This window comes from Acinetobacter sp. BWR-L5 (genome assembly GCF_039655985.1).
GTDB lineage: Bacteria > Pseudomonadota > Gammaproteobacteria > Pseudomonadales > Moraxellaceae > Acinetobacter > Acinetobacter johnsonii.
Genome location: NZ_JAGFEV010000002.1, coordinates 170,509 through 194,698 on the forward strand (window position 1 = coordinate 170,509; position 24,190 = coordinate 194,698).

23 protein-coding genes are annotated in these 24,190 nt (G+C 43.2%); 19 read left to right on the top strand and 4 right to left on the bottom strand.

What is annotated here, in order from left to right; translation table 11 throughout:
- Window positions 1-33 precede the first annotated feature (33 nt).
- Window positions 34-390 carry a hypothetical protein gene (locus tag JZ787_RS04290; RefSeq protein ID WP_004695379.1) on the bottom strand — a complete coding sequence of 119 codons (357 nt, stop codon included), beginning with the start codon at window positions 388-390 and terminating at the stop codon, window positions 34-36.
- A 491-nt stretch (window positions 391-881) separates the two neighbouring features.
- On the opposite strand from JZ787_RS04290, the gene JZ787_RS04295 reads away from it, so the two are divergent.
- From JZ787_RS04295 to JZ787_RS04370, 16 genes are all read left to right on the top strand, one after another.
- A complete protein-coding gene (locus JZ787_RS04295; RefSeq protein ID WP_004695380.1) occupies window positions 882-1,430 on the top strand; it encodes an NADH-quinone oxidoreductase subunit A in 549 nt (182 codons plus the stop codon).
- 6 nt (window positions 1,431-1,436) lie between these two features.
- A complete protein-coding gene (locus JZ787_RS04300) occupies window positions 1,437-2,114 on the top strand; it encodes an NADH-quinone oxidoreductase subunit B (RefSeq protein WP_004695382.1) in 678 nt (225 codons plus the stop codon).
- 88 nt (window positions 2,115-2,202) lie between these two features.
- The gene (nuoC, locus tag JZ787_RS04305) at window positions 2,203-3,990 is read left to right on the top strand and encodes an NADH-quinone oxidoreductase subunit C/D (RefSeq protein WP_010327357.1); all 1,788 of its coding nucleotides are present in this window, start codon (window positions 2,203-2,205) and stop codon (window positions 3,988-3,990) included.
- Window positions 3,991-4,004: 14 nt separating this feature from the next.
- The gene (gene nuoE, locus JZ787_RS04310; protein WP_346311761.1) at window positions 4,005-4,514 is read left to right on the top strand and encodes an NADH-quinone oxidoreductase subunit NuoE; all 510 of its coding nucleotides are present in this window, start codon (window positions 4,005-4,007) and stop codon (window positions 4,512-4,514) included.
- On the top strand, window positions 4,511-5,842 hold the full coding sequence (gene nuoF / locus JZ787_RS04315) for an NADH-quinone oxidoreductase subunit NuoF (protein ID WP_178928348.1): 1,332 nt from the start codon (window positions 4,511-4,513) through the stop codon (window positions 5,840-5,842). The genes nuoE and nuoF overlap by 4 nt, the downstream gene beginning before the upstream one ends.
- Before the next feature lie 11 nt (window positions 5,843-5,853).
- Window positions 5,854-8,535 carry an NADH-quinone oxidoreductase subunit NuoG gene (gene nuoG, locus JZ787_RS04320; protein WP_346311762.1) on the top strand — a complete coding sequence of 894 codons (2,682 nt, stop codon included), beginning with the start codon at window positions 5,854-5,856 and terminating at the stop codon, window positions 8,533-8,535.
- 3 nt (window positions 8,536-8,538) lie between these two features.
- Window positions 8,539-9,546, top strand: a complete 1,008-nt coding sequence (nuoH, locus tag JZ787_RS04325; protein ID WP_004695391.1) for an NADH-quinone oxidoreductase subunit NuoH — start codon at window positions 8,539-8,541, stop codon at window positions 9,544-9,546.
- A 16-nt stretch (window positions 9,547-9,562) separates the two neighbouring features.
- Window positions 9,563-10,105 carry an NADH-quinone oxidoreductase subunit NuoI gene (gene nuoI / locus JZ787_RS04330; RefSeq protein ID WP_004651038.1) on the top strand — a complete coding sequence of 181 codons (543 nt, stop codon included), beginning with the start codon at window positions 9,563-9,565 and terminating at the stop codon, window positions 10,103-10,105.
- Complete coding sequence (nuoJ, locus tag JZ787_RS04335) at window positions 10,105-10,623, top strand: NADH-quinone oxidoreductase subunit J (RefSeq protein WP_171056751.1); 519 nt, start codon at window positions 10,105-10,107, stop codon at window positions 10,621-10,623. The genes nuoI and nuoJ overlap by 1 nt, the downstream gene beginning before the upstream one ends.
- Complete coding sequence (gene nuoK / locus JZ787_RS04340; protein WP_004695395.1) at window positions 10,623-10,931, top strand: NADH-quinone oxidoreductase subunit NuoK; 309 nt, start codon at window positions 10,623-10,625, stop codon at window positions 10,929-10,931. Before nuoJ ends, nuoK begins: the two co-directional genes overlap by 1 nt.
- Window positions 10,928-12,817: an NADH-quinone oxidoreductase subunit L gene (gene nuoL, locus JZ787_RS04345; RefSeq protein WP_346311763.1), complete on the top strand. Its 1,890-nt coding sequence runs from the start codon at window positions 10,928-10,930 to the stop codon at window positions 12,815-12,817. Before nuoK ends, nuoL begins: the two co-directional genes overlap by 4 nt.
- 7 nt (window positions 12,818-12,824) lie before the next feature.
- A complete protein-coding gene (gene nuoM, locus JZ787_RS04350; protein WP_346311908.1) occupies window positions 12,825-14,432 on the top strand; it encodes an NADH-quinone oxidoreductase subunit M in 1,608 nt (535 codons plus the stop codon).
- Window positions 14,433-14,435: 3 nt separating this feature from the next.
- A complete protein-coding gene (nuoN, locus tag JZ787_RS04355; protein WP_005400347.1) occupies window positions 14,436-15,932 on the top strand; it encodes an NADH-quinone oxidoreductase subunit NuoN in 1,497 nt (498 codons plus the stop codon).
- A gap of 122 nt (window positions 15,933-16,054) precedes the next feature.
- Window positions 16,055-16,690 carry a uracil phosphoribosyltransferase gene (gene upp, locus JZ787_RS04360; protein ID WP_058870138.1) on the top strand — a complete coding sequence of 212 codons (636 nt, stop codon included), beginning with the start codon at window positions 16,055-16,057 and terminating at the stop codon, window positions 16,688-16,690.
- 81 nt (window positions 16,691-16,771) lie between these two features.
- Complete coding sequence (locus JZ787_RS04365) at window positions 16,772-17,065, top strand: cold shock domain-containing protein (protein WP_005400349.1); 294 nt, start codon at window positions 16,772-16,774, stop codon at window positions 17,063-17,065.
- Between the two features lie 121 nt (window positions 17,066-17,186).
- On the top strand, window positions 17,187-17,918 hold the full coding sequence (locus JZ787_RS04370; RefSeq protein ID WP_346311764.1) for a cold shock domain-containing protein: 732 nt from the start codon (window positions 17,187-17,189) through the stop codon (window positions 17,916-17,918).
- 30 nt (window positions 17,919-17,948) lie between these two features.
- On the opposite strand, the gene gigC is transcribed toward JZ787_RS04370, so the two are convergent.
- Window positions 17,949-18,827, bottom strand: a complete 879-nt coding sequence (gigC, locus tag JZ787_RS04375; protein ID WP_010327351.1) for a LysR family transcriptional regulator GigC — start codon at window positions 18,825-18,827, stop codon at window positions 17,949-17,951.
- Window positions 18,828-18,912: 85 nt separating this feature from the next.
- Here gigC and JZ787_RS04380 point away from each other — a divergent pair, with 85 nt between their 5' ends.
- From JZ787_RS04380 to JZ787_RS04390, 3 genes are all read left to right on the top strand, one after another.
- The gene (locus JZ787_RS04380; RefSeq protein WP_010327350.1) at window positions 18,913-19,674 is read left to right on the top strand and encodes a ferredoxin--NADP reductase; all 762 of its coding nucleotides are present in this window, start codon (window positions 18,913-18,915) and stop codon (window positions 19,672-19,674) included.
- Window positions 19,675-19,806: 132 nt separating this feature from the next.
- Entirely contained in the window at window positions 19,807-21,474 is a 1,668-nt protein-coding gene (locus JZ787_RS04385) for a diguanylate cyclase (protein ID WP_346311765.1), read from the top strand.
- A gap of 77 nt (window positions 21,475-21,551) precedes the next feature.
- Window positions 21,552-22,574: a molecular chaperone DnaJ gene (locus JZ787_RS04390; protein WP_346311766.1), complete on the top strand. Its 1,023-nt coding sequence runs from the start codon at window positions 21,552-21,554 to the stop codon at window positions 22,572-22,574.
- A gap of 62 nt (window positions 22,575-22,636) precedes the next feature.
- Here JZ787_RS04390 and JZ787_RS04395 read toward each other — a convergent pair whose 3' ends face one another.
- Both JZ787_RS04395 and JZ787_RS04400 read right to left on the bottom strand, forming a co-directional pair.
- Complete coding sequence (locus JZ787_RS04395) at window positions 22,637-23,638, bottom strand: 5'-nucleotidase (protein ID WP_346311767.1); 1,002 nt, start codon at window positions 23,636-23,638, stop codon at window positions 22,637-22,639.
- A gap of 103 nt (window positions 23,639-23,741) precedes the next feature.
- Window positions 23,742-24,176, bottom strand: coding sequence for an SMI1/KNR4 family protein (locus tag JZ787_RS04400; protein WP_346311768.1), 435 nt, complete (start codon window positions 24,174-24,176; stop codon window positions 23,742-23,744).
- Between the last annotated feature and the right edge of the window lie 14 nt (window positions 24,177-24,190).

Genomic DNA, 24,190 nt, shown 5'->3' on the forward strand with positions numbered 1-24,190 from the left:
GAATTTCGGTGCTTTTTTATTTTCTATGCTGACTTATTCTTGGATGCTGGCATCGGGAGAAATAATCTGCTTACCTTGTTTTAGGCTTTCAAGTGCATCTGCATTAAAGTCAATCAATAATGAGTTGTTTTGGGTATCTATGCCATAACGGCTAATGAGCTTTTGATCACCATTAATCGTTTCAATTTTATATTCATCCACAATATTCATAATGCCATCAAGGTTGGTGGTGGCTGAAGCTTTGTCTTGGCGAAAAAGTTCATAAATGTCGCGTAAATCAAAGATGGCATTATTGGCATCGGGGTGTTTACGAACATAAGTTTCAACATGGCGAATAAGCAACTGGGCAAATAAAAAATAGTTAGGTTTATGGGTGAATTCCAGACTCATGTGGTGCTCCTTATTCTTTGTTGTTGGTTGTTTATATCAATAGCACAAGAAAAAGCCAAGTGCATTAATTGATTGGGGTGATTTGCAAAAAAATACAAAAAATATGAGTGACTTAATCTACTTTTGTACTTTTTAAATAAGCAAAATGCTGCGGTTGCTGAGCTGAGTTTTTTAAACTGCTGATTGTGTGATTGTTATCGAAATAAGGCTGAAAAATGCTTTATAGGCTTTGTTTGAATGTCAAAATTTGGAAAAATAATAGAATAGTAGTGTTTTATTAGATAAAGCGATTGGTTTCGAAATAAAAGGGCTTTCATCGAAAAAATCTCAAAAAACGAAGAGAAATCATCCTAAAGACGAAGGTCTATAAGCTAGCAACTTACGTCAGCAATCGGGTACAATTGGCGGGATTAATTTTGTGTTTGGTGTATTTGAAGGCCAATACATGCATTCTTTGTTAATAAATTAGGCCTGCCAGGAGTTATCCCCGCATGAGTGCCATTACTCCATACGAATGGGCAATTATTGCCTTCGTGATCGGCGTTACATTTCTTTGCGTCTTTATGCTCACTGTCCCATTACTCCTTGGGGGTAAGTCATGGGGCCGTGCAAAGCAAGAGCAATTTGAATCAGGTGTGGTTGGTGCTGGTGGCGCACGTATCCGCCTGTCAGCAAAGTTCTATTTGGTTGCAATCTTCTTTGTCGTATTCGACTTAGAGGCGCTTTACCTTTACGCATGGGCTACATCGGTTCGTGAAGTGGGGTGGGTGGGTTTCACCACTGCAGCAGTATTTATTTTAGTTTTACTCGTTGGTTTGGTTTATGAGTTGTCTACTGGTGCGCTTAACTGGTCGCCTTCTGACAAACGTAAAGCAGCAGGGATTAAACCTAAAGTTGGTTCTCCAAATATGAATCTTGCAGAAATCACTCGCTTTAATTCAATTGAAGAGTTGGTTATGGACCCTACAGGTCAAATCCCAGCTCAATCATCTGGTCGTGTGAAAGATAAGTCACCGGCTAAATCGTCTGATAAGGAGTAACTCGGGATGAAATATACATTAACCCGTGCGAATCCGGATGCTGATCAATATCCACTTCAAGAGCGTCAAATCGTAACGGATCCGCTTGAAGAAGAAGTGAATAAAAATGTGTTCATGACTCGTTTAGAGGACGTGGCACATACAGCAGTGAACTGGGGTCGTAAGAACTCAGTTTGGCCGTTTAACTTTGGTACATCTTGCTGCTACGTAGAGTATGCAACGACTTTAACAGGCGTGCATGACTTGTCGCGTTTCGGTGCCGAAGTAATCCGTGCTTCACCTCGTCAGGCTGACTTGATGATTGTTGCAGGTACATGTTTCGTCAAAATGGCTCCAGTTATTCAACGTTTATATGAACAAATGTTGGAACCGAAGTGGGTTATTTCAATGGGCGCATGTGCAAACTCTGGCGGTATGTACGATATTTATTCAGTTGTACAAGGTGTGGATAAAATCATCCCAGTCGATGTTTATATTCCAGGTTGCCCACCCCGTCCAGAAGCATTAATCCAAGCATTAATGTTGTTACAAGACCAAATTCAATTAGAGCGCCGTCCACTTTCTGCCGTGATTGGTGATGATCTTAAGCCAGTGTATAAGCCAAAGATGATGCCAGAACGTGACCGTAAGAATGCTGAACGTATTGCAGTGAAAAATTTACGCTCTATGGATGAAATTAAATAATTTAAACGACAGTTGTTTTGATGCACCCGGTCTGGGTGTCGTTGTCGTTTAGGTTGAATGAATTTGTATTAAATAGGAAGCCAAGCCAATGGCTGAAACTGAAAACGCTATGCCAGAGTCAGCGCAAGTTGATTCACGCCCAGCATTTGCAATTGTAGAAGAGCTCAAAACCAAATTTGGCGAGAACTTCTATGTGCAAACGACTTTTGAAGACTTTCCAACAGTCTGGGTTGAGCGCGCGCGCGTACAAGAAGTTTTAATGTTCTTGCGTACAGTGTCACGTCCATACGTGATGTTGTTTGACTTGTCTGCGGTAGATGAACGTTTACGTACACACCGCGACGGTTTGCCTGCGTCTGACTTTACTGTGTTCTATCACTTATTATCGCTTGAGCGTAATAGTGATATTCGTATCAAAGTTGCATTGAGTGAAAATGATGTAAATCTTCCAACTGCAACCAATATTTGGCCAAATGCCAACTGGTACGAACGTGAAGCTTACGATATGTTCGGGATCAATTTCGAAGGGCATCCAATGCTCCGTCGTATTTTGTTGCCAACCTATTGGGAAGGTCACCCACTTCGTAAAGAATACTCTGCACGTGCCACTGAATATACACCGTATATGCAGAACCAAGCGAAGCAGGATTACGAACAGGAACACCTTCGTTTCGTACCTGAAGATTGGGGTATGAAGCGTGGTAATGACGACGAAGACTTCATGTTCTTGAACTTAGGTCCGAACCACCCATCTGCTCACGGTGCTTTCCGTGTCATCTTGCAGCTGGATGGTGAAGAAGTAAAAGACTGTGTGCCTGATATCGGCTATCACCACCGTGGTGTGGAAAAGATGGCTGAACGTCAAACGTGGCATTCATTCATTCCTTATACCGACCGTGTGGACTACTTAGGCGGTTGTGCGCAAAACATGCCTTATGTGATGGGTGTGGAGCAAATGGCAGGTATTACTGTACCTGACCGCGCGCAATGTATCCGTGTCATGATGTCTGAATTGTTCCGTATCAATAACCACTTATTGTATATCGGTACTGCGATTCAAGATGCCGGCGGTATGACCCCTGTATTCTATATGTTCGCTGACCGTCAAAAAATCTATGACGCGATTGAAGCGATCACGGGTTACCGTATGCACCCAGCATGGTTCCGTATCGGTGGTACAGCGCATGACTTACCAAACAACTGGCAACATCTGATTCGTGAAATCCTAGATTGGATGCCGAAGCGTATGAACGAATACTACACAGCAGCGCTTAAAAACTCTGTATTTGTAGGTCGTACGCGTAACGTAGCTCAATATGACGCGAAATCTGCGTTGGCTTGGGGTGTAACTGGTACAGGTCTACGTGCAACAGGTATTGACTTCGACGTTCGTAAATATCGCCCATATAGTGGCTATGAAAACTACGACTTCGATGTGCCACTTGAGTACGAAGGTGATGCGTATGCGCGTGTTCTTGTTCACTTCCGTGAAATTGAAGAATCACTCAAAATCGTGAAGCAATGTTTAGACAACATGCCTTCTGGTGCATACAAAGCAGATCACCCATTGGCTGTTCCACCACCAAAAGACAAGACTTTACAAGACATTGAAACCTTGATTACGCACTTCTTAAGCGTATCTTGGGGCCCTGTAATGCCAGCAGGTGAAGCATCTGTAATGGCGGAAGTGGTCAAAGGTGCGTCGAATTACTACTTGACCTCAGACAAGTCAACGATGAGTTATCGTACCCGTATTCGTACACCGACTTTCACGCATTTACAGCAAATGCCTTCTGTGATTAATGGCAGTCTGGTATCTGACTTGATCATTTATTTAGCGACAATTGACGTCGTTATGGCTGACGTGGATCGCTAAGGGGTAAACGCATTATGATGATTTTGACTGATAAAAAGCCACGCGTGAATGTTGAAGGGATTTTGACTGCGGACGAAATCCACGAAATTGAACATCACATTGGTCACTATCCGTACCCACGTGCAGCATCTTTGGATGCTTTGAAGTGTGTACAACGCCGTAATGGTTGGGTAGATGACGCGCAGCTAAACGCCATTGCTCAGTTATTGACAATCAGTGTTGCTGATTTGGAAGGTGTTGCAACTTTCTATAACCGTATTTACCGTCAACCCGTGGGTCGTAACGTCATTTTACTTTGTGACTCGATTGCATGTTTCTTGATGGGTGCGGAAACTTTAGCAGACGCTTTTCAGCGCGAGTTAGGCATTCAGTTTGGTCAAACGACTGCTGATGGTCGTTTTACTTTGCTGCCGATTTGCTGCTTAGGTAACTGTGACAAAGGCCCAACCTTAATGGTGAATGAAGACACTCACGGTTTGGTTGAAGTTTCTTCAGTGAAACAGTTATTGGAGAAGTATGTATGAATACCGAACCAAAACCAATTTATGGCGAAGGTAACCCAGAAACGCATCCATTAACTTGGCGTTTGAGTAAGCAAGAGCACGTTCGTAATGCAGATGATTACGAAGCGCTTGAAGGTTACGCGGGTCTGAAAAAAGCAATCACTATGCCGCCGAAAGATGTGCTTGAAGTGATTAAAGCTGCGACCGTAAAAGGCCGTGGTGGTGCAGGCTTCCCAGCAGGGATCAAATGGTCTTTGATGGCGCCAAATGATAACTCAGGTCCACGTTACCTGATTTGTAATGCCGATGAGATGGAACCAGGGACCTTTAAAGACCGTTTGTTGATGGAAAAACTTCCTCACCAATTGATCGAAGGGATGTTGATTGCAGCGTATACGCTAGAAGCAACCCATGGTTATATCTTCATTCGTGGTGAGTACATTGAAGCAGCTGCGTACTTAAATGAAGCGCTTGAGCAAGTTCGTGCCAAAGGTTACTTGGGTGAAAACATCCTTGGAACGGGCTGGAGCTTCGAGTTGCATGTGCACACCGGTGCGGGTCGTTATATCTGTGGTGAAGAGACCGCATTGATCAACTCGCTTGAAGGTCGCCGTGCAAACCCACGTACGAAACCACCATTCCCACAAGTTGCGGGTGCTTGGGGTCGTCCTACCATTGTTAACAACGTAGAGACATACAACAACTTACCGGCAATCATGTTGCGTGGCCCTGAGTGGTATATCGGCTTATCTGCGGGTAAATCGAAAGATCCAGGCACAAAAATCTATGGTGCATCTGGCAAGGTGAAATTCCCTGGTCTTTGGGAGCTTCCATTTGGTACAACTGCGCGTGAAGTCATTGAAGACTATGCGGGTGGTATGCGTGATGGCTTGAAGCTTAAAGCATGGTTACCGGGTGGTGCGTCTACAGACTTCTTGGCTGCTGAACACATTGATCTACCGATGGATGCTGAGAGCATCATGAAAGCAGGCTCACGTTTAGGTACGTGTTTGCTGATGGTGGTGGATGAAACGCAATGTATGGTTTCTGCTACACGTAACTTAGAAGAATTCTTCGCACGTGAGTCATGTGGTTTCTGTACGCCTTGTCGTGATGGTTTACCGTGGGCGGTGAAGGCATTGAAAGCATTGGAAGATGGCACAGGGAAGAAAGAAGATATCGATCACTTACAAGAACTTACTCGTAAGCTTTGGATTGGTAAGACTTTCTGTGCGCATGCTCCAGGTGCAATGGAACCATTGATGGGTGCACTCAAATATTTCCGTGGCGAGTTTGAAGCAAAAGTAGTGAATGCTGCTGCGCAAACTAGCAACGTAGAACAAGCTTAAGGAATTCGACTATGGCTACAATTCATGTCGATGGCAAATCGTACGAAGTCAATGGCTCAGAGAACTTGCTGCAAGCATGTTTGTCTTTGGGTATTGATATCCCGTACTTTTGTTGGCATCCATCCTTAGGTTCTGTCGGTTCTTGCCGTCAATGTGCCGTGACTCAATACGCGAATCCTGAAGATACGCGTGGTCGTTTAGTCATGTCATGTATGACGCCTGCATCTGACAATACCTACATCTCGATTGAAGACAAAGAAGCGAAAGACTTCCGTGCGTCAATTGTTGAGTTCTTGATGACGAACCACCCACACGACTGTCCAGTCTGTGAAGAAGGTGGGCACTGTCATTTACAAGATATGACAGTGATGACTCAACACGATCGTCGTCGTTACCGTTTCACTAAACGTACGCACTACAACCAAGAGCTGGGCTCATTCATTTCTCACGAAATGAACCGTTGTATTGCATGTTACCGTTGTGTTCGTTACTACAACGACTATGCGGGTGGTACAGACTTTGGTGTGTATGCAAGCGCGTCACGTGTTTACTTTGGTCGCCCTGAGTCAGGCACTTTAGAGTCTGAATTCTCGGGTAACTTAACTGAAGTATGTCCTACAGGTGTATTCACTGACAAAACTCACTCAGAACGTTATAACCGTAAGTGGGACATGCAGTATGCGCCAAGCGTATGTCAAGGCTGTTCTTCGGGTTGTAACATTTCTCCGGGTGAGCGTTATGGCGAACTTCGTCGTGTCGAAAACCGTTTTAACGGCGAAGTAAACCAATACTTCTTGTGTGATAAAGGTCGTTTTGGTACAGGTTATGTGAACCGTGCAGATCGTCCACGTCAACCGCAGTTCCGTGATGGTGCTGAAGCAACTACAGTTTCTGTAGATCAGGCATTAGATACGGTAATTGCAAATATCCAAGGCAAAAAAGTTTTGGGTATTGGTTCTCCACGTGCATCACTTGAGTCGAACTTCGCGCTTCGCGAATTAGTTGGTCAAGAGAACTATTCAACAGGTATGTCTCAAAAAGAGCAAAACTTGGTTGAATTGGCTGCATCGATTATGCAAACCGAAGGTGTATATAACCCAGGTATGCGTGAAATCGAAAGCTATGATGCTGTGCTTATTTTGGGTGAAGACTTAACACAAACTGCGCCACGTATGGCTTTGTCTGTCCGTCAAGCGGCGAAAAACAAAGCCAAAGAAATGGCTGCGGAACGTCGTACTCAAGACTGGTTAGCAGAGCCGCTACAACGTATTGCTCAAGATGCGAAATCACCGATTTTCATCCTCGCTGCAACACAAACACGCTTAGCTGATGTTGCTGCAGGTGAGGTGGTTGCTTCTCCAAACGACATCGCTCGTTTAGGTTTTGCCGTTGCTTCGGCTGTAAAAGGTGATGCAATTCTTGGTCTAGCGGATGATGCGAAAGCATTTGCTCAGAACATTGCAGATACATTGAAAGCGGCGAAGAAACCACTGATCATTTCAGGTACAAGTTTACAAGACGCATCAATCATGGAAGCTGCTGCACAAGTTGCGCAAAACCTTGGTGGAAATGCTGGCTTAACCTTGACGGTTCCTGAAGTGAACTCTATGGGCTTAGCAATCTTCGGTGGCCAAAGCTTAGAACAAGCGTTTGCGCAAGACTATGACACGGTTGTGATCGTTGAAAATGATCTATTCCGTCGTTTGCCAGCGGTACAAGTTGAAGCAGCACTTTCTGGTAAAGACGTGATTGTTTTAGATCACTCTGAAACTGAAACTGTGAAGAAAGCGGATATCGTACTTTCTGCTGCGTCATTTGCTGAAGGTGATGGTACGGTTGTCTCTCAAGAGGGCCGTGCACAACGTTTCTACCAAGTGTATGACCCGAGCTACTACAAACCTGAACTGGCGATCAAAGAATCTTGGCGCTGGTTACATGCTATTGAAACAGGCGTGAAGGGCAAAGCGATTTCTTGGACCTTGCTTGATGATGTAATCGAGTCAGTTGCGAAAAATGTACCTGCACTTGCTGCGATTCAAGATGTAGCTCCAGATGCGGGCTTCCGTGTCCATGGTTTGAAAGTTGCGCGTGAACCGCGTCGTTACTCTGGTCGTACCTCTATGCGTGCACCATTGAACGTGCATGAACCGAAACAACCGACAGATATCGACTCTGCATTAACATTCTCTATGGAAGGTTATGTTGGGAACCAGACGCCGTCTCCACTTGTACCATTTGCATGGTCAGCAGGTTGGAACTCACCACAAGCTTGGAACAAATTCCAAGATAACGTGGGTGGTCACTTAAAAGGTGGTGATTCGGGTGTGCGTTTATTCGATCGTTTAGCGAAGCGTCCAGCACGTACTTTCGTTGCTCCAGCGGTTGTGGTTGCAAACCCTGAAAGCTTCCGTTTAGTGCCAATGCATCACATTTTTGCTTCTGGTGAATTTACTGTGAAAACACCTGCAATGGAATCGCGTATTCCTGAAGCGGTCTTTGCAGTGGGTGAGCAAGATGCAACTCGTTTGAATGTTCAAGATGGTCAAAAAATCACTGTGAAATCAGGTGAGACTTCGATCGTACTTCCAGTTCAAGTGATTGATTATTTACCTACAGGTTATATTGGTTATCCAGTTGGTCTTGCACCTACGGTTTCACTTGCTGAGCCTGTATCAGTCGCGGTAGGAGCGTAATTCATGCAACAAGAATTAATCCGTCAAACGCCGCTTTGGGCTGAGAACTGGCCAATTGCCTACTCAGTCATTCAAGCGATTGTGATTTTACTCGTTGTAGTACTCATCGCTGCGTTGATGTCTTTTATTGAGCGTCGTTTACTGGGCTTATGGCAAGACCGTTATGGTCCGAACCGTGTAGGTCCTGGGGGAATGTTCCAGATCGTTGCTGACATGTTGAAAATCATGTTCAAAGAAGACTGGACACCAAAGTTTGCTGACAAATTGACTTTCCGTTTAGCTCCCGCTGTTGCCATGGCAACAGCGGTGATGTCGTTCATGGTTATTCCTGTATCACCATACTTAGGTGTTGCAGACATGAGCATCGGTCTATTGTTCTTTATGGCAATGGCAGGTATTGCAGTCTATGCCGTATTGTTTGGTGGTTGGTCATCAAACAACAAATATGCATTGCTTGGTGGTCTACGTTCTGCAGCTCAAACCATTTCGTATGAAGTGTTCTTGGGTATTTCATTGATGGGTGTGGTTGCAATTGCAGGCTCATTCAACATGCGTGAAATTGTAGAAGCACAAAAAGATGTATGGTTTGTCATCCCACAGTTCTTAGGTTTCTTAATCTTCGTGGTTGCAGGTGTTGCGGTAACTCACCGTCACCCATTTGACCAACCAGAAGCAGAACAAGAATTGGCGGAAGGTTACCACGTCGAGTACGGCGGTATGAAATGGGGGATGTTCTTCGTTGCCGAATACGTCAACGTAGTTCTGATCTCTGCATTGATCGTAACGCTATTCTTCGGTGGTTGGTTAGCGCCATTTAACATCGATATTCCGTTCATTCCACCAGTATTCTGGTTCATTATCAAAACAGCATTCTTTGTGATGATGTTTGTCTTGGCTCGTGGTTCACTTATGCGTCCGCGTTATGACCAAGTGATGAACTTTGGTTGGAAGATTTGCTTACCATTAGCGTTAGTTAACTTATTAGTTACTGGCGCAGTGATTCTGTGGTAAGGGCAGGGAGAATAAAATGTATAAAATTCTAGCTGGGTTCGGGTCAATCGTACGTTCACTGTGGATGGTTTTCTCACACGTGACACGTAAACGTGACACCATTCTTTACCCAGAAGTGCCAGCCGAACAAATTGTTCCACCACGTTTCCGTGGTCGTATCGTGTTAACACGTGACCCAGATGGTGAAGAACGTTGTGTTGCGTGTAACTTATGTGCAGTTGCATGTCCTGTTGGCTGTATTTCATTACAAAAAGCAGAAAAAGAAGATGGTCGTTGGTATCCGGAGTTTTTCCGTATCAACTTCTCACGTTGTATTTTCTGCGGGATGTGTGAAGAAGCATGTCCGACGACTGCAATTCAAATGACTCCAGATTTCGAGTTGGGTGAATACGTTCGTCAAGACTTGGTATATGAGAAAGAAAACTTACTCATTTCAGGTCCTGGTAAATACCCAGACTACAACTTCTACCGTGTAACAGGTATGGCTGTAACTGGAAAAGACAAAGGTCAAGCGCAGCGTGAAAGCGCACCAGTTGATGTACGGAGCTTATTACCATGATGTGGCCATTTTATTTGATGGCACTTGTGGCCATCGTTTCTACGATTCGTGTTGTGACCAACGCGAATCCTGTACACGCTTTATTAAGCTTGATCGTGTCACTTCTTGCAGTTGCAGGCATGTTTATGATTGTGGGTGCGCCATTTGCTGGCGCGCTTGAGATCATCGTCTATGCCGGCGCGATCATGGTGTTATTCGTATTCGTAGTGATGATGTTAAACCTTGGTCAACACACCGTTGAACAAGAACGTAAATGGTTAACATCGTCTGCTTGGGCATATCCAGCGCTCATGAGCTTCTTAATGGGCTTGGTGTTGGTGTGGATGCTCGGCTCTGACTACACAGCGGCTGGCCCTGTTATGGGTACTGAAGTTGTGGGTCCAAAAGTCGTTGGCCAAGCACTCTTTACTCACTATTTATTATTGGTTGAAGTTGCTGCCATGTTATTGCTTGCTGCGTTGGTTGCAGCATTCCATCTTGGCAAACGTGAACCAGGTGCAGAAGAGGACAAACAATAATGGGCAACATCCCTTTAGAACATGGTTTGATTGTTGCAACCATTCTTTTTGCACTGGGTTTTTACGGTGTGATGGTGCGACGCAATCTATTATTTATGTTAATGAGTCTTGAAATCATGATGAACGCAGCTGCGCTTGCGTTTGTTTTGGCTGGTAGTGCATGGGTACAACCAGACGGACAAATCATGTTTATTCTGATCTTAACGCTTGCTGCGGCAGAGGCTTGTATTGGTCTTGCGATCGTCCTTCAGTTCTACCATCGCTTCCATCACTTGGATGTGGATGCTGCTAGTGAGATGCGCGGATGAGTTTTTTATATTTAACAGTATTATTCCCGCTCATTGGTTTTGTCCTTTTAGCGGCAGGTCGCAACAAGCTTCCTGAAAATGTCGCTGCCATTATTGGTGTGGGGGCGGTTGGCCTTTCTGCATTGGTTGCTTTGATCGCTGGTCTAGACTTTGTGAATAATGGCAAAGTGACTTATGTTCAACATCTTTGGACATGGTTCAATGTAGGCAACCTAAGTCCAGGCATTAGCTTACATCTTGACGGTTTATCACTACTCATGATGGGTATGGTGACTGGTGTGGGTTTCCTGATTCACATCTTTGCATCATGGTACATGCGTGGTGAAGAAGACTTCGCGCGTTTCTTCTCTTATTTCAACCTGTTCGTTGCCAGCATGTTGCTGCTCGTATTGGGCGATAACTTAGCGTTATTGTTCTTAGGTTGGGAAGGCGTAGGTCTATGCTCTTACTTGCTGATTGGTTACTACTACCAAAACCCTGCAAATGGTTTTGCAGCAATTAAAGCATTTACCGTAACACGTGTCGGTGATGTTTTCTTACTGATCGCTTTGTTCTTAATTTACCAACAGTTTGGTACTTTAAACATTGCGGAAGTGGTTGCAGCTGCACCAACAGTGATGACACAAAGTTCATCTTTAACCATTTGGACAGCACTCATGTTGTTCTTGGGTGCAGCAGGTAAATCTGCACAGATCCCATTACAAACATGGTTGGCTGATGCAATGGCAGGTCCTACACCTGTATCTGCATTGATCCACGCTGCAACGATGGTAACCGCAGGTGTTTACCTGTGCTGCCGTATGTACACCGTGTTTGAAATGGCACCTGAAGTGATGATGTTTATCTCAATCACAGGTGCGGTAACGTTGTTAGTGGCTGGTTTTGCTGCATTGGTTCAAACCGACATCAAACGTATTTTGGCTTACTCAACGATGAGTCAGCTGGGTTATATGTTTATGGCTGTGGGTGCTGAAGCTTATCAAGCAGGCTTGTTCCACATGCTGACTCACGCATTCTTCAAGGCATTATTGTTCTTGTCTTCGGGTGCAGTGATTTTGGCTTACCACCACGAACAAAACATCTTCAAGATGGGCGGTTTGTTCTACAAGAACAAATTCCTATTTGCTTGTTTCGCCATTGGTGGCGGTGCATTGGCCGCGATTCCATACATCACCGTAGGCTTCTTCTCTAAAGACGCGATCTTGGGTGCAGTTTGGGTACAAGGCGAATCAATCGCAGTGTATAACTCATTATACTGGGCGGGTGTAGCAGGTGCATTCTTAACGTCGATTTACACATTCCGTCTGATTTGGGTTGTGTTCTTTGGTAAAGAAAATACGCCGTATCATGCGATTAAAGGCATCACATACTGGGGACCTTTGGGTATTCTCGCTGTACTTTCGACCTTCATTGGTGCGGTACTTAAAGCGCCTGTAGAAAGCATTTTAAATGCAGCAAAAATTCCAGCATTTGTAATTCCAGAAGCGTTAGAACATGGTATGCACAGCGCTGAATGGACTGCTGTGGGTATTGCATTGGTTGGTTTAGTGATTGGTGTGGTCTTGTTCGCGTTTGCTTATAACGCAGTGAAAGGCTTTGCTAAAACGTCATTGGGTGCAGGTCTTGCAAACATTTGCCGTAATGCACTGGGCTTCGATGCGCTTTATGACATCGTTTTTGTGAAACCATATTTGCTTATTGCGAAGATTTTAGGTCGTGATCCAATTGATCGCTTGTGGTTAGTCTTGCCTGCACTTGTAAAAGGCGGTCACAGCTTCACAAGTTCACGTCAAACGGGTTCATTGCGTGATTACGCATCAAGCATAGCATTAGGTATCTTTGTATTGCTAATGGTCTTGATCGTCACTCAGATCGTGGGGAAATAAGATGGAAATCACAAACAACTGGATTCTACCCGCGCTGATCTTAGTTCCGTTCATTGCTGGTTTTATTTGTTGGTTAGTCGACAAACTCGACGACAAACTGCCGCGTTATATCGCGTTAGTGGGTATGCTCATTACTTTGGGCTTAACTGTTGCGCTATGGCAGACAGGTACATTTAACTACGAACTTGGCGCGAAAGTGCCATCGTGGTCTGCTGAATTCATGTTGCCATGGATTCAGACTTTAGGCATTAACATCCACTTAGCGGTGGATGGTCTATCTCTATTAATGGTGGGCTTAACTGCACTTTTAGGTGTGTTGGCTGTCGGCTGTTCTTGGGGTGAAATTCAAAAGAATGTTGGTTTCTTCCACTTAAATCTTTTATGGTCTTTGGGTGGTGTGATCGGTGTATTCTTAGCGATTGACATGTTCTTGTTTTTCTTCTTCTGGGAGATGATGCTTGTACCTATCTACTTCTTGATCGCACTTTGGGGTCATAAAGGGGCAGAAGGTAAGTCACGTGTTTATGCTGCAACCAAATTCTTCCTCTACACACAAGTAGCGGGTCTTATCATGCTCATCGGTATCCTAGGCCTTGTGGTTTATGGTTACATGATTACGGGTGCAATCGGTTTTGATTACAACTATTTATTAGCTGTAGCCAATACTTTAGACAAAGAATTACCTGCTGTTGCTTTTGCATTCATGCTGTGTTTATTCGTCGGTTTTGCGGTAAAACTTCCAGTTTTCCCATTACATGGCTGGTTACCAGATGCGCATGCGCAAGCACCTACAGCAGGTTCGGTTGACCTTGCAGGTATCTTAATTAAGACCGCTGCATATGGTTTACTACGTTTTGTGATTCCATTCTTCCCAGCGGCTTCTGCACAGTTTGCAGACATCGCGATCATTTTCGGTTTAATCGGTATCTTCTACGGTGCTTGGTGTGCTTTCCAGCAAACCGATATGAAACGTTTACTTGCGTACACGTCAATTTCACACATGGGCTTTGTTTTACTTGCGATTTACGCAGGTAACATCTTAACCTTCCAAGGGTTGATGATCATGATGTTGGCACATGGCCTATCATCTGCTGCATTGTTCATTATGTGTGGTCAAGTATACGAGCGTGTGCATACTCGTGATATGCGTTTGATGGGCGGTATGCGTGGTCAGTTCCCATATCTTGCATTCTTCCTCATGTTCTTCGTGGCGGCGCTTGTAGGTATTCCGGGTCTAGGTAACTTCATTGGTGAGTTCCTGATCTTGATGGGTTCTTATGCAAAATTCCCAGTGTTTACTATTCTTGCAGCAGTAAGCTTAGTATTTGCAGGTCTTTATGGCTTGATTCTGATCCACAAAGCGTTGTTTGGTACGCCAAACGAAGAACAACAGCAGCACTACAACAACCCATTGAAAGATTTAAATGCGCGTGAAGTAGTGATCTTGTTAATCTGTGCTTTCGGTCTGTTATGGCTTGGTCTGTACCCACAAAGCTTCCTTGATATTTCAAATTCAAGCATGGCGTGGTTAGCGAACAGCTACATTCCTGTACAAGAAGTAGTTGACGTTGCGAGTCAAGCAACTGTTCAACTCGAAAATGTGGAGATGCAATAAGTCATGAACTTCACAATGTCATTTTCTGAGCTTATGCCTTTAGCTCCTGTGATGATCGTTGCTTTAACAACGATTGTCGTGATGATTCTTACTGCAATTAAGCGTAACCATAACTTAATTGCGACAGCATCAGTGGTGGGCTTAAACCTTGCAGCAGCATATGTACTATTCACAATGTTCGGTGGTGCTTTCAAACCAGCGAACGTGATGGGTATGTTCATGGTGGATGCGTTCACCTTGCTGTACCAAGTAATTATTCTAATTGCTGCTTTGGCATGCTGTACTCTGTCGCATGCTTATATTGAAAGCTATAAAGATAATCGTGAAGAATTGTATATCTTAATGTTGTCATCTGTGACTGGTGCAATGTTAATGGTGGCAAGTTCTCACTATGCATCGTTCTTCATTAGCCTTGAGTTGATGTCGATTCCTGTATATGGCTTATTGGCATATACACACCAACGCTCTAAGTCTTTAGAAGCGGGGGTGAAGTACTTGGTGCTTTCAGCAACAGCTTCGGCAATGTTGTTGATGGGTATGGCTTACATCTACGCATACACAGGTTCAATGTCGTTCTATGACAATGTTCAAGCGTTAATGCAAAATATCCAACAGCCAATGGTACTTTTAGGTTTAGGTCTGATTGTTTTTGCTGTGGCATTCAAACTATCTTTAGCGCCGTTCCACAAATGGACGCCAGACGTTTATGCAGGTGCCCCAACGCCGATCGCAACATTCCTTGCTACAGCTGCAAAAGTAGCGACGATTGGTCTGTTTGTACGTTACATCCTTACTTCAGGTGCGATCCTTGTTGACTCAATCGTGACGATCTTAACCGTGATTGCGGTGTTATCGATCTTGGTGGGTAACTTCCTTGCAGTGAAACAAGTGAACTTGAAACGTATCTTGGCATACTCTTCAATTGCGCACTTTGGTTACTTGTTGATTGGTTTAATCAGCATGACTTATGCAAGCCTTGGTAACGTATCGGTCTATGTGATCACTTATGTGTTAACTACGATTGGTGCGTTCGGTGCGGTTGCATTGATGTCTAGCCCATACAACAACGTAGACGAAGCAGAAAGTTTAGCGGACTACCGCGGTCTATTCTGGCGTCGTCCAGTGTTGACTGCCGTATTAACCGTGATGATGCTATCGCTTGCAGGTATTCCTTTGACAGCGGGCTTCATTGGTAAGTTCCTTGTGGTCATGGCTGCGGTAACGACTCAACATTGGTTCCTTGCTGCGATGATCATCGTTGGTTCTGGTATTGGTCTGTACTACTACCTCCGTGTGATGGTTGTTATGTACATGACACCACCAGATGCACCTCGTGTAGACGCTGTGGATCATTGGGGTCAAAAAGTGGGTGGTATTATGGTGCTTTTAGCTGCGGCAGCAGTGCTTGTGATTGGTATCTATCCAGATCCAATTATCAAGTTAGCACTCCAGTCAGAGATTCTCTCTCCAATCCACTTTATGCTTTCTCAACAGCACTAATTTTTAAAAACGTTTCGTTTTAACAAAAAAGCCTCCATCAATTGGGGGCTTTTTTGTTTTTATCGCACGATAAAAAGCTTTATAATGTAAGGAATTTTATTTTACCTTTTAGGTGCTCTCCCGTGGCTATCCATGAAATTCGTCATCCACTGATTCGTCATAAGCTTGGTCTTCTTCGTCGTGCTGATATCAGCACCAAAAACTTCCGTGAGCTGGCTCAAGAAGTGACTATGCTGTTGACCTATGAAGCGACCAAAGATTTACCTGTTTGCGACCATGAAATTGATGGTTGGAATGGTAAAGTAACGGTAGATCGCATTGTGGGTAAAAAAATCACGGTTGTGCCAATTTTACGTGCGGGTATTGGTATGTTGGATGGTTTTTTAAACCTGATTCCAAGTGCTAAAGTGTCTGTGCTGGGTTTAGAGCGTGATGAAGAAACACTTGAAGCACGTACTTATTACAAAAAATTAGTTCCAGATGTACAAAACCGTTTAGCGATGATCATCGACCCAATGCTTGCAACGGGTTCTTCATTGGTTGCTGCGATTGATGTATTGAAAGCAAGTGGCTGTAAAGACATTCGTGTGATGGTGTTGGTTGCGGCGCCTGAAGGTATTAAACGTGTTTTGGATGCGCACCCAGATGTCACTATTTTCACGGCTTCAATTGACCAAGGCTTAAATGCCAATGGTTATATCGTGCCGGGTCTAGGCGATGCGGGCGATAAAATCTTTGGTTCAGTTCAAAAAGATTAAGATTGAGCCCCAGCAAAAAGAGGCTTTTATAGCCTCTTTTTTATATACTACAACAAAGCGTGTACATATTAGGATCTGTTTATGAAAGCCGAGCAATATCAAGGAAAAGTTAAGCAATATAACGCTGACAAAGGTTTTGGCTTTATTTCCTCACCTGAAGGCGACGTATTTTTTCATATCTCGGATTTCCCTGCAGACTCAGGTGAGCCGAAACGCAATGAACGCGTGAAGTTTAATGTGGTTGAAAATGGCGATCGCTATAAAGCAATTAAAATTGAGCGGGTTGAAGACAACTCTGCCAAAGCCAAGAAATCGAAAGTCTCAAGTCATAATAAATCGATTACCACAGACTTATTGTCTAATTTTAGACGCTAAGTCAGCGTTGATTCAGAGTTCAATCGTGCAAAGATTAATCTTTGCATTTTGAAGCAAAGAGGCTTTTTAGCCTCTTTATTATTGATTATAATACGAAAAATACAGTTGAATAGAGCAGATTATGTTTCTGAAAGGAAAAATCAAAAGCTTTAGTACCCCACGTGGTTTTGGTTTCATTGAAGTGGAAGGGGATATTGATGATGTATTTTTTCATATCAAAGATTTGCCACAGAACAACATTGAACCCAAGATTGGTGAAGCACTTCAGTTTATGATTGTAGAAGACCAAGGTAAGTTTAAGGCTGGCAATATCCAGCGGCTCGGTCTGTCCTCAGAAAGCAAAGCCACGACATCATCAAATAAGAAAAAAACACGTACCCAAGCCTCACCACGTTACCATGAGGCAGGGCATAAAAGTACCATCATCACCGTGATTGGGATCATCATCGTTGTAGTATTGGGCTTTTTGACCTATGGGAAATATCAAAGTTATAGTGCAGAAAAACAGCGTAAAGCTGAACAGTTGATGCTCGAGCAGCAACAGATTGTAGAAGAACAGCGTAAAGCTCTAGGAAAGTTACCCGATCAAATCCTTTCTGAGCAAGGGAAGCGTAATTTAGATGCAGGTCTACACCAGACCAATCAACCCCGTTCTGAACGCGTAACGGAAAGTATTGATAAACAAAATGGCCGTTTACCTGTCAGCACAGGGCAGTTTAAATGCGATGGGCGAACCCATTGCTCCCAAATGCGTTCCTATGAGGAAGCGCTTTATTTTTTAAGGAACTGTCCAAATACCCAAATGGATGGAAACAATGATGGGGAGCCTTGTGAGCGCCAATTTGGGAAATAAAAAAAGCACCCTTGGGTGCTTTTTGCTTACTTATTTTTCGCAGAATTTCATAAAGGCTTTGAGTCCTGGCCCTTGGTACTTCTGACGATGCACCAACATGAACAGTGGGCGCGTTAGAGACCAAAACGGCGTATCAAGCACCACCAACTGGCCTTTTTCGCGCAAAGGTTCAGTGGCCAGCTTTGAAATGCATGACATCCCTAAACCACCCGCCACGATTTTTAAAATCGCTTCATTATGACCCAAGGTCAGACGGATATTGGCATCAGGCAAGTCTTTTAAAATAGCATTATCAAACACTTCACGCGTACCTGAACCTTCTTCGCGCAAGATCCACTCGACCGATTTAAAGTCTTCAGGTGTTAATGTGCGATTTAACTGCGCCAAAGGATGATCTGGTGCACAGCAGACGGCCAATTCATCGTCCCGCCAGTGAATACATTGCAGTTGTGGCAAGTGACAAGAGCCTTCAATCAAGGCCAAATCTAGTTGGAACTGATTTACCGCCTCAATCATTTGACGAGTGTTACCAACTTGCAGTTGTAAATGGGCCTGAGGCTGAATTTGTAAGAAGTCAGCCATCAGGTCAGGCATGAGGTAGTCACTGATGGTCAGGGTTGCACCCAAACGCAAATCAATGCTTTGTAACTCACCTTTAGCGGCTTGCTCGAAAGCATCACAGCGACCCAAAATTTCTAAAGCTTGTGGCAGCAGGAAACGCCCCAGATCGTTGAGCTGAAGACGCTTACCTAGACGGTCAAACAGAGGAGCCCCCAAACCGTCTTCTAGATCTGCTAAAGCCATACTCGCAGCACTCTGGGTGAGTCGAACCGCATCACTGGCTTTGGTTACTGTGCCTTCTTGAGCAACTGCTACAAAAACCGCCAACTGGCGTAAAGTCATGCGCATGAATATAGCCTTAACATTTAAAAAATATTAACAAATTATGTGGTCATGCTAACATGAGCAACGTCTTTGATGCCACGCTGAAATCATGTCAATTGAAAAATTTAGCCTAGAAAAGGTTTTATCCGTACACCGTTGGACCAATACACTTTTTAGCTTCACCATGACGCGACCTGCACACTTTAAGTTTACTGCAGGACAATTTGCCCGTATTGGCATCAAAGTGGGGGATGAATTGGTGGTTCGAGCGTATTCGGTGGTGTCCTCTCCCTTTGATGAAACTTTAGAGTTTTTCTCGATTGTGGTGCCTGAAGGTGCATTTACCTCGAATTTACAACACTTAAAAGTCGATGATGACATCTACCTCGAAAAGATCCCGTACGGCTTTTTGACCTTGGCGCGTTATCAATTGCCACTACCAAAAGACTTATGGTTACTGGGCACAGGAACAGGGCTGGCACCTTTTATCTCGATGTTACAAGACTTTGAGACGTGGTCGAAGTACGAGAGCATTACACTGGTTTATAGTGTACGTACAGCGTCTGAGCTGGCCTATGCAACACGTATCCAAGAAATTGCAGAGACCTTTGGTGAAGGCCATACAGGCTTTAAATTTGTGCCGATTATTACCCGTGATCCGCATGCGCCACTACATGACCGCTTACCGGTACTGATTGAAAATGGTGACTTGGAAAAAGCAGTCGGTTTGAGCCTGAACCCTGAAACCAGTCATGTGATGCTGTGTGGTAACCCGCAAATGGTCGAAGACACCAAAGAAGCCCTAAAAGCACGTGGTTTGACCATGAACCGCCGTGGTGAAGGAAATATCGCGGTCGAAAACTATTGGTAAGATTCAAAAGCTCACATGGATAGCAATATCAAAGTATTGCTAAAACATCGCTTTAGCACAGAGAAAGAGACGAAATATCGCGCAGGTTTTGTTGTTGACTGAAACACTTGAAACTGAGGAGCAGTGGGGTAAATGCTAAAAATGGATTCATTTCGTAATCGATTGATGGTGTTATTTGCTGGATTGGCATTTACTTTGGGGCTTTGTATTACCTTATATATCGGTAAAACTGCTTCGGCTCAAATGAGTAAATCCAGCGGTCAAACCTTATATATTGCTGCGAAGAGTATCAGTAATACTTTGGCAAATTCGTTGACAGAACGCGAACGGGAAATGGTGCTTTTGAGTCAATCACCGTTTATTGCAGAGACAGACTTTAATAATCCACGTCTTCAACAGCAACTCGACCAAGTTAAAAAATCATATCAATATTATGCATGGCTTGGGATTGCTAACCCCGAAGGTAAAGTCGAAGTTGCGGCAAACCATTTATTGCAAGGTGCAGATGTATCTGAGCGGGATTGGTTTATTCATGGCTCCAAGCGAGTATATTTGGGCGATGTACACAAGGCTGTTTTGCTCGCCAAAAAAATCAAGGCCATTAATCCAAATGAACCGATGCGTTTTATTGATTTTGCGACTCCCATTTATGACCCTACGACGCATAAAATAAAAGGCGTTTTGGCTGCGCATGCAGACTGGAGCTGCGCAAGCCATGTGCTGAAAAGCTCGCTATCTGAAAATGCTGCACAACGTGGGATTGAAGTGTTCATTGTGAACCAAGCGGGTGAAATTCTATATCCGTTTAAAAGTATTGGTCAGGTGAACCCTCCGAGTTTTAGTAAACAACATGGCAATTACTTTGTGCATGACTGGGGAGAGGGACAAAACTACCTCACCACGGATGTTCCTGTGTTTTCACAGACACAGATGAACTTGGGTTGGCATGTCATGATTCGCCAGCCAGTTTCGATAGCCTTGGTAGAAGTTCGGTCACTGCAACATCAAATCTTAGCTATTGGTTTTGTGATTTCATTACTGCTACTTTTTGTGACTTATCACTTAGCGAATCGTTTTAGCCGTCCAATTGAAAACTTGGCAAAAAGTGCGCATGCAGTCGAGCAGGGACGTGAAGATGTTTACTTTGAGGCGAATACCAGTATTCGAGAAATCAAAGGCTTGTCACAGTCATTAAATCGTATGACCGACACACTGTTGACCCAAAAACATCAGCTAATGGATGCCAATACAACGCTTGAACAAAAGGTTCAGGAGCGCACACAGGAACTAAAAACGGCCAATATAGAGTTGGAAAAGTTGGCACGGCATGATGCACTGACAGGACTATATAACCGCCGTGCATTGACCGATTATCTGGACTATTTATACGCTCAGTTTACACGTAGTCATGTGGGCTATGCGGTGCTGTTGTTGGATGTAGATTACTTTAAAAAAGTGAATGATCAGTATGGGCATGAGGTGGGTGATCGAGTCTTAAAAGGAGTGGCGCAGGTGTTGTCCTCGAACATCCGTGAGTCGGACTTTGTTGCTCGTTATGGTGGTGAAGAGTTTGTGGTGCTGTTACCCACGACCACGCTTGAAGGTGCAATAGTTTTGGCTGAAAATCTACGCCAAACTGTCGAACAAGCCCCAATTTTGGATCAGCATCCCATCAGTATTAGTATTGGAGTGAGTGTGGTTCAGGTCACAGATAGCGATGCACAGACCGCCTTGCGCCGTGCCGACCAGCATTTGTACCAAGCTAAAGCGCAAGGGCGTAACCGTGTGGTTGCACTTTAACATTTAGGCTTTGACTGTGGCAGATTGGAGTGATCTGCTACACTGAAGTATCTTCTGCTTTACTGTGCATTATTGTGATGTCTTACGATATAAAAATGAGCCAACTACCTAAGGTTGAGCGCTCCCCGCAGCAGAAAAAATTAAATCGTTTGATTGAGCGTATTGAACAACAAAAACAAGAGCTGGCAGCATGGCAAAATGCGCAAGCCGACATTCAAAACTATACACGCAGTAAGCTTTTACCTGTGTATAGCGAGTTACATACGGTGTTATTTGTACAGCTCGATACCCTGTGGAGTCACTTAGCCAGTGATGCCTTTAGCAAAGCTGATTTGGTGCAGATTGACACCAAAATAGCTGCTTTAGCCAAGATGCTAAAAAAATCTCAGATGCTGACTTCCGCGCAGAAAGAACAGGTAGAGAAAGTGGATACTTTCTATATGCAGCATGCGGAGCATGTACGGGCGAAGAAAACCAAAGTGAACTCAATACAAAGTCAGGACCTTGCTGAAACGGTAGAACAAAACGTAGATGTAGACTGGGAAAATTATGAATATGATTCTGCCCAGTATGAAGCAGAGCTAGAACGTGCCAAGCAGTTAAAACAACAAGAAAAACGTGAGCAAGCAGCCAAAATGGCAGAACAGTCTCTGAAAACCGTGTATTTAAAAATTGCTGCGATGATTCACCCTGACCGTGAGCCTGATGAAGCGAAGAAGTTAGATAAGACTGAACTTTTGCAAAAGGTCAATGAAGCTTATGCAGAGCAGGATTTATTTTATTTGCTCAAACTTCAATTACAGTTAGAGACCAATAAAGGCTTAAGTTCAAAAGCTTTAAGCTCGGAACAAGTGAAGTTTTATCAGTTGTCTTTGGAAGCACAGAGTCAGAATTTACAAAGCCAGTTAGAGGAGATTTTTGCGTCTTTTCATTTGAGCAGTCATATCAACACTACGCAGCTCAAAATAAATGATATGTATAAGGTAATTGATAAGGATGTTGCTGAGTTAAAACAGCAGTTGAAGTGGGAAAAAGAGCGGTTAAAGCATATGAAAAAGATGAGTGGGGTAGAGATGTTGTTGGGGCATGGGGTACTTTAATTTTCCCTCACCCCCATGCGGAATAATATTCCTCATCCCTGAGGGAGAAGGAACGTTGAAAACTAACTTTTTTCTGTAATTTGATTATCTTTAATAATTTCTACATCTGCTAATTTTTCATCAGAATCTAATTTTTTATTAGCGATCCCGAATGGAATATGTACTGAAGCGATACTATTAGCAGTTTTTTCGACATGAGTAACTTGATCATCAAAGAAAATATGAGGTTGTAATATCTCTAGAACTTTTCTTTTTTCAATGCCTCCTAAGAAAAATGCTTCATTAATAGTATCGATTCCCCAAGCGCGTAAGCTGGTTACTACGCGTTTATGTGCTGGTGCATTACGTGCAGTAACAATTGAAATCCTTAAGCGGCTTTCATACGTCGGATGATCTTTTAAAAAATTAAGTTCTGCTTTTTGAAGAGTAGAAAGCTGTTGCAAAAGTTTATGTAGTGGACCAGCATTTGCAGGTTGATCTGCTAATTTAGATTCATTTTCAATAAAAGCTGGTAACCCATTTTCTTTATAGACTTGTTCTGAAGAATCATCTGCAATGACTCCATCAAAGTCAAAGGCAATACGTAGTTCTTCATCATGAGCAATATCAAATATTTGCCCTTTTAAGATTAGCCCTGCTGGATAACCAGCATTAATAGCTTGGTTAACATCTATTTCATTAGCAGATAGGAATAAACTAATATTAAGAGTATTAATATATTTATGAGGTGTGCGACCTTGTAAAAAAATTGCACGTTTAATATTTAATTGATGATGTTCAATAGAATTCATGACTCTGAGCCCTGTATCAGGGTCATTTCTAGAAAGTAAAATTACTTCAACAAATGGTTTTTCTGGTGGGAAAAGGTCATTTAAACTTAAAAGGCGCTGAATAAATGGAAATGCTACGCCTGATTCTAAAGGTTGATTTTCGTGATCTCTTTGGTAATCTCGATATGCGAGTTCGCCTTTTGTTCTGAAAACTTCATCTGACTCTTCTAAATTAAATAAAGCACTTGATGCTAAACCAATAACTAACTTTTGATCTAAATTATAGCCACTCATTCTTCTTCTCAAATAAAGTGTTGAGTAATCATGATTCTTTACACAAATTTTATCCTATCATTGATTTTAAAATATACAAATGGGGCTGCATCTGATAACACTTTTATCGACTGTATACGTCAATATTTTCTTGTATTACTTCATTAATAAAATCTTCGAAACTATCGTACAGCTTATTTTTATCATTACAAATCTCATAAATTCCCAGATCATTTCCATCTGTATCTAGTTGAATAGCATAACCTTCCATCCATAACAAATATTCAGAAAAAACAAAACAGTTTTGTTCTTTGAAGTAGTCTATGCCTTCAATATCAATTACAGGTTTGACTTCATTTAAAGCAAAGAATGAAAAGCCTTTATCACAAAAACTGCCTTCACCTGTACCATTAAAAGTTAAAAAGTACTCTTTTAGAATATTAGTTAATTTAACGTCATGCTTTTTCTCAAATTGTTCAATTTCTAATTGTGTTGCAGGTTCGTTCACTCTTAAATTTTGATTTATGCAGTGTTTTTTTAGTTGTTGGACTAAAGTCATTATTGTGAGCTCAG

Coding starts and splice junctions, on each gene's coding strand:
- JZ787_RS04290 (WP_004695379.1), bottom strand. CDS start 390: ATGAGTCTGGAATTCACCCATAAACCTAACTATTTTTTATTTGCCCAG.
- JZ787_RS04295 (WP_004695380.1), top strand. CDS start 882: ATGAGTGCCATTACTCCATACGAATGGGCAATTATTGCCTTCGTGATC.
- JZ787_RS04300 (WP_004695382.1), top strand. CDS start 1,437: ATGAAATATACATTAACCCGTGCGAATCCGGATGCTGATCAATATCCA.
- nuoC (WP_010327357.1), top strand. CDS start 2,203: ATGGCTGAAACTGAAAACGCTATGCCAGAGTCAGCGCAAGTTGATTCA.
- nuoE (WP_346311761.1), top strand. CDS start 4,005: ATGATGATTTTGACTGATAAAAAGCCACGCGTGAATGTTGAAGGGATT.
- nuoF (WP_178928348.1), top strand. CDS start 4,511: ATGAATACCGAACCAAAACCAATTTATGGCGAAGGTAACCCAGAAACG.
- nuoG (WP_346311762.1), top strand. CDS start 5,854: ATGGCTACAATTCATGTCGATGGCAAATCGTACGAAGTCAATGGCTCA.
- nuoH (WP_004695391.1), top strand. CDS start 8,539: ATGCAACAAGAATTAATCCGTCAAACGCCGCTTTGGGCTGAGAACTGG.
- nuoI (WP_004651038.1), top strand. CDS start 9,563: ATGTATAAAATTCTAGCTGGGTTCGGGTCAATCGTACGTTCACTGTGG.
- nuoJ (WP_171056751.1), top strand. CDS start 10,105: ATGTGGCCATTTTATTTGATGGCACTTGTGGCCATCGTTTCTACGATT.
- nuoK (WP_004695395.1), top strand. CDS start 10,623: ATGGGCAACATCCCTTTAGAACATGGTTTGATTGTTGCAACCATTCTT.
- nuoL (WP_346311763.1), top strand. CDS start 10,928: ATGAGTTTTTTATATTTAACAGTATTATTCCCGCTCATTGGTTTTGTC.
- nuoN (WP_005400347.1), top strand. CDS start 14,436: ATGAACTTCACAATGTCATTTTCTGAGCTTATGCCTTTAGCTCCTGTG.
- JZ787_RS04365 (WP_005400349.1), top strand. CDS start 16,772: ATGAAAGCCGAGCAATATCAAGGAAAAGTTAAGCAATATAACGCTGAC.
- JZ787_RS04370 (WP_346311764.1), top strand. CDS start 17,187: ATGTTTCTGAAAGGAAAAATCAAAAGCTTTAGTACCCCACGTGGTTTT.
- gigC (WP_010327351.1), bottom strand. CDS start 18,827: ATGCGCATGACTTTACGCCAGTTGGCGGTTTTTGTAGCAGTTGCTCAA.
- JZ787_RS04380 (WP_010327350.1), top strand. CDS start 18,913: ATGTCAATTGAAAAATTTAGCCTAGAAAAGGTTTTATCCGTACACCGT.
- JZ787_RS04385 (WP_346311765.1), top strand. CDS start 19,807: ATGCTAAAAATGGATTCATTTCGTAATCGATTGATGGTGTTATTTGCT.
- JZ787_RS04390 (WP_346311766.1), top strand. CDS start 21,552: ATGTCTTACGATATAAAAATGAGCCAACTACCTAAGGTTGAGCGCTCC.
- JZ787_RS04395 (WP_346311767.1), bottom strand. CDS start 23,638: ATGAGTGGCTATAATTTAGATCAAAAGTTAGTTATTGGTTTAGCATCA.
- JZ787_RS04400 (WP_346311768.1), bottom strand. CDS start 24,176: ATGACTTTAGTCCAACAACTAAAAAAACACTGCATAAATCAAAATTTA.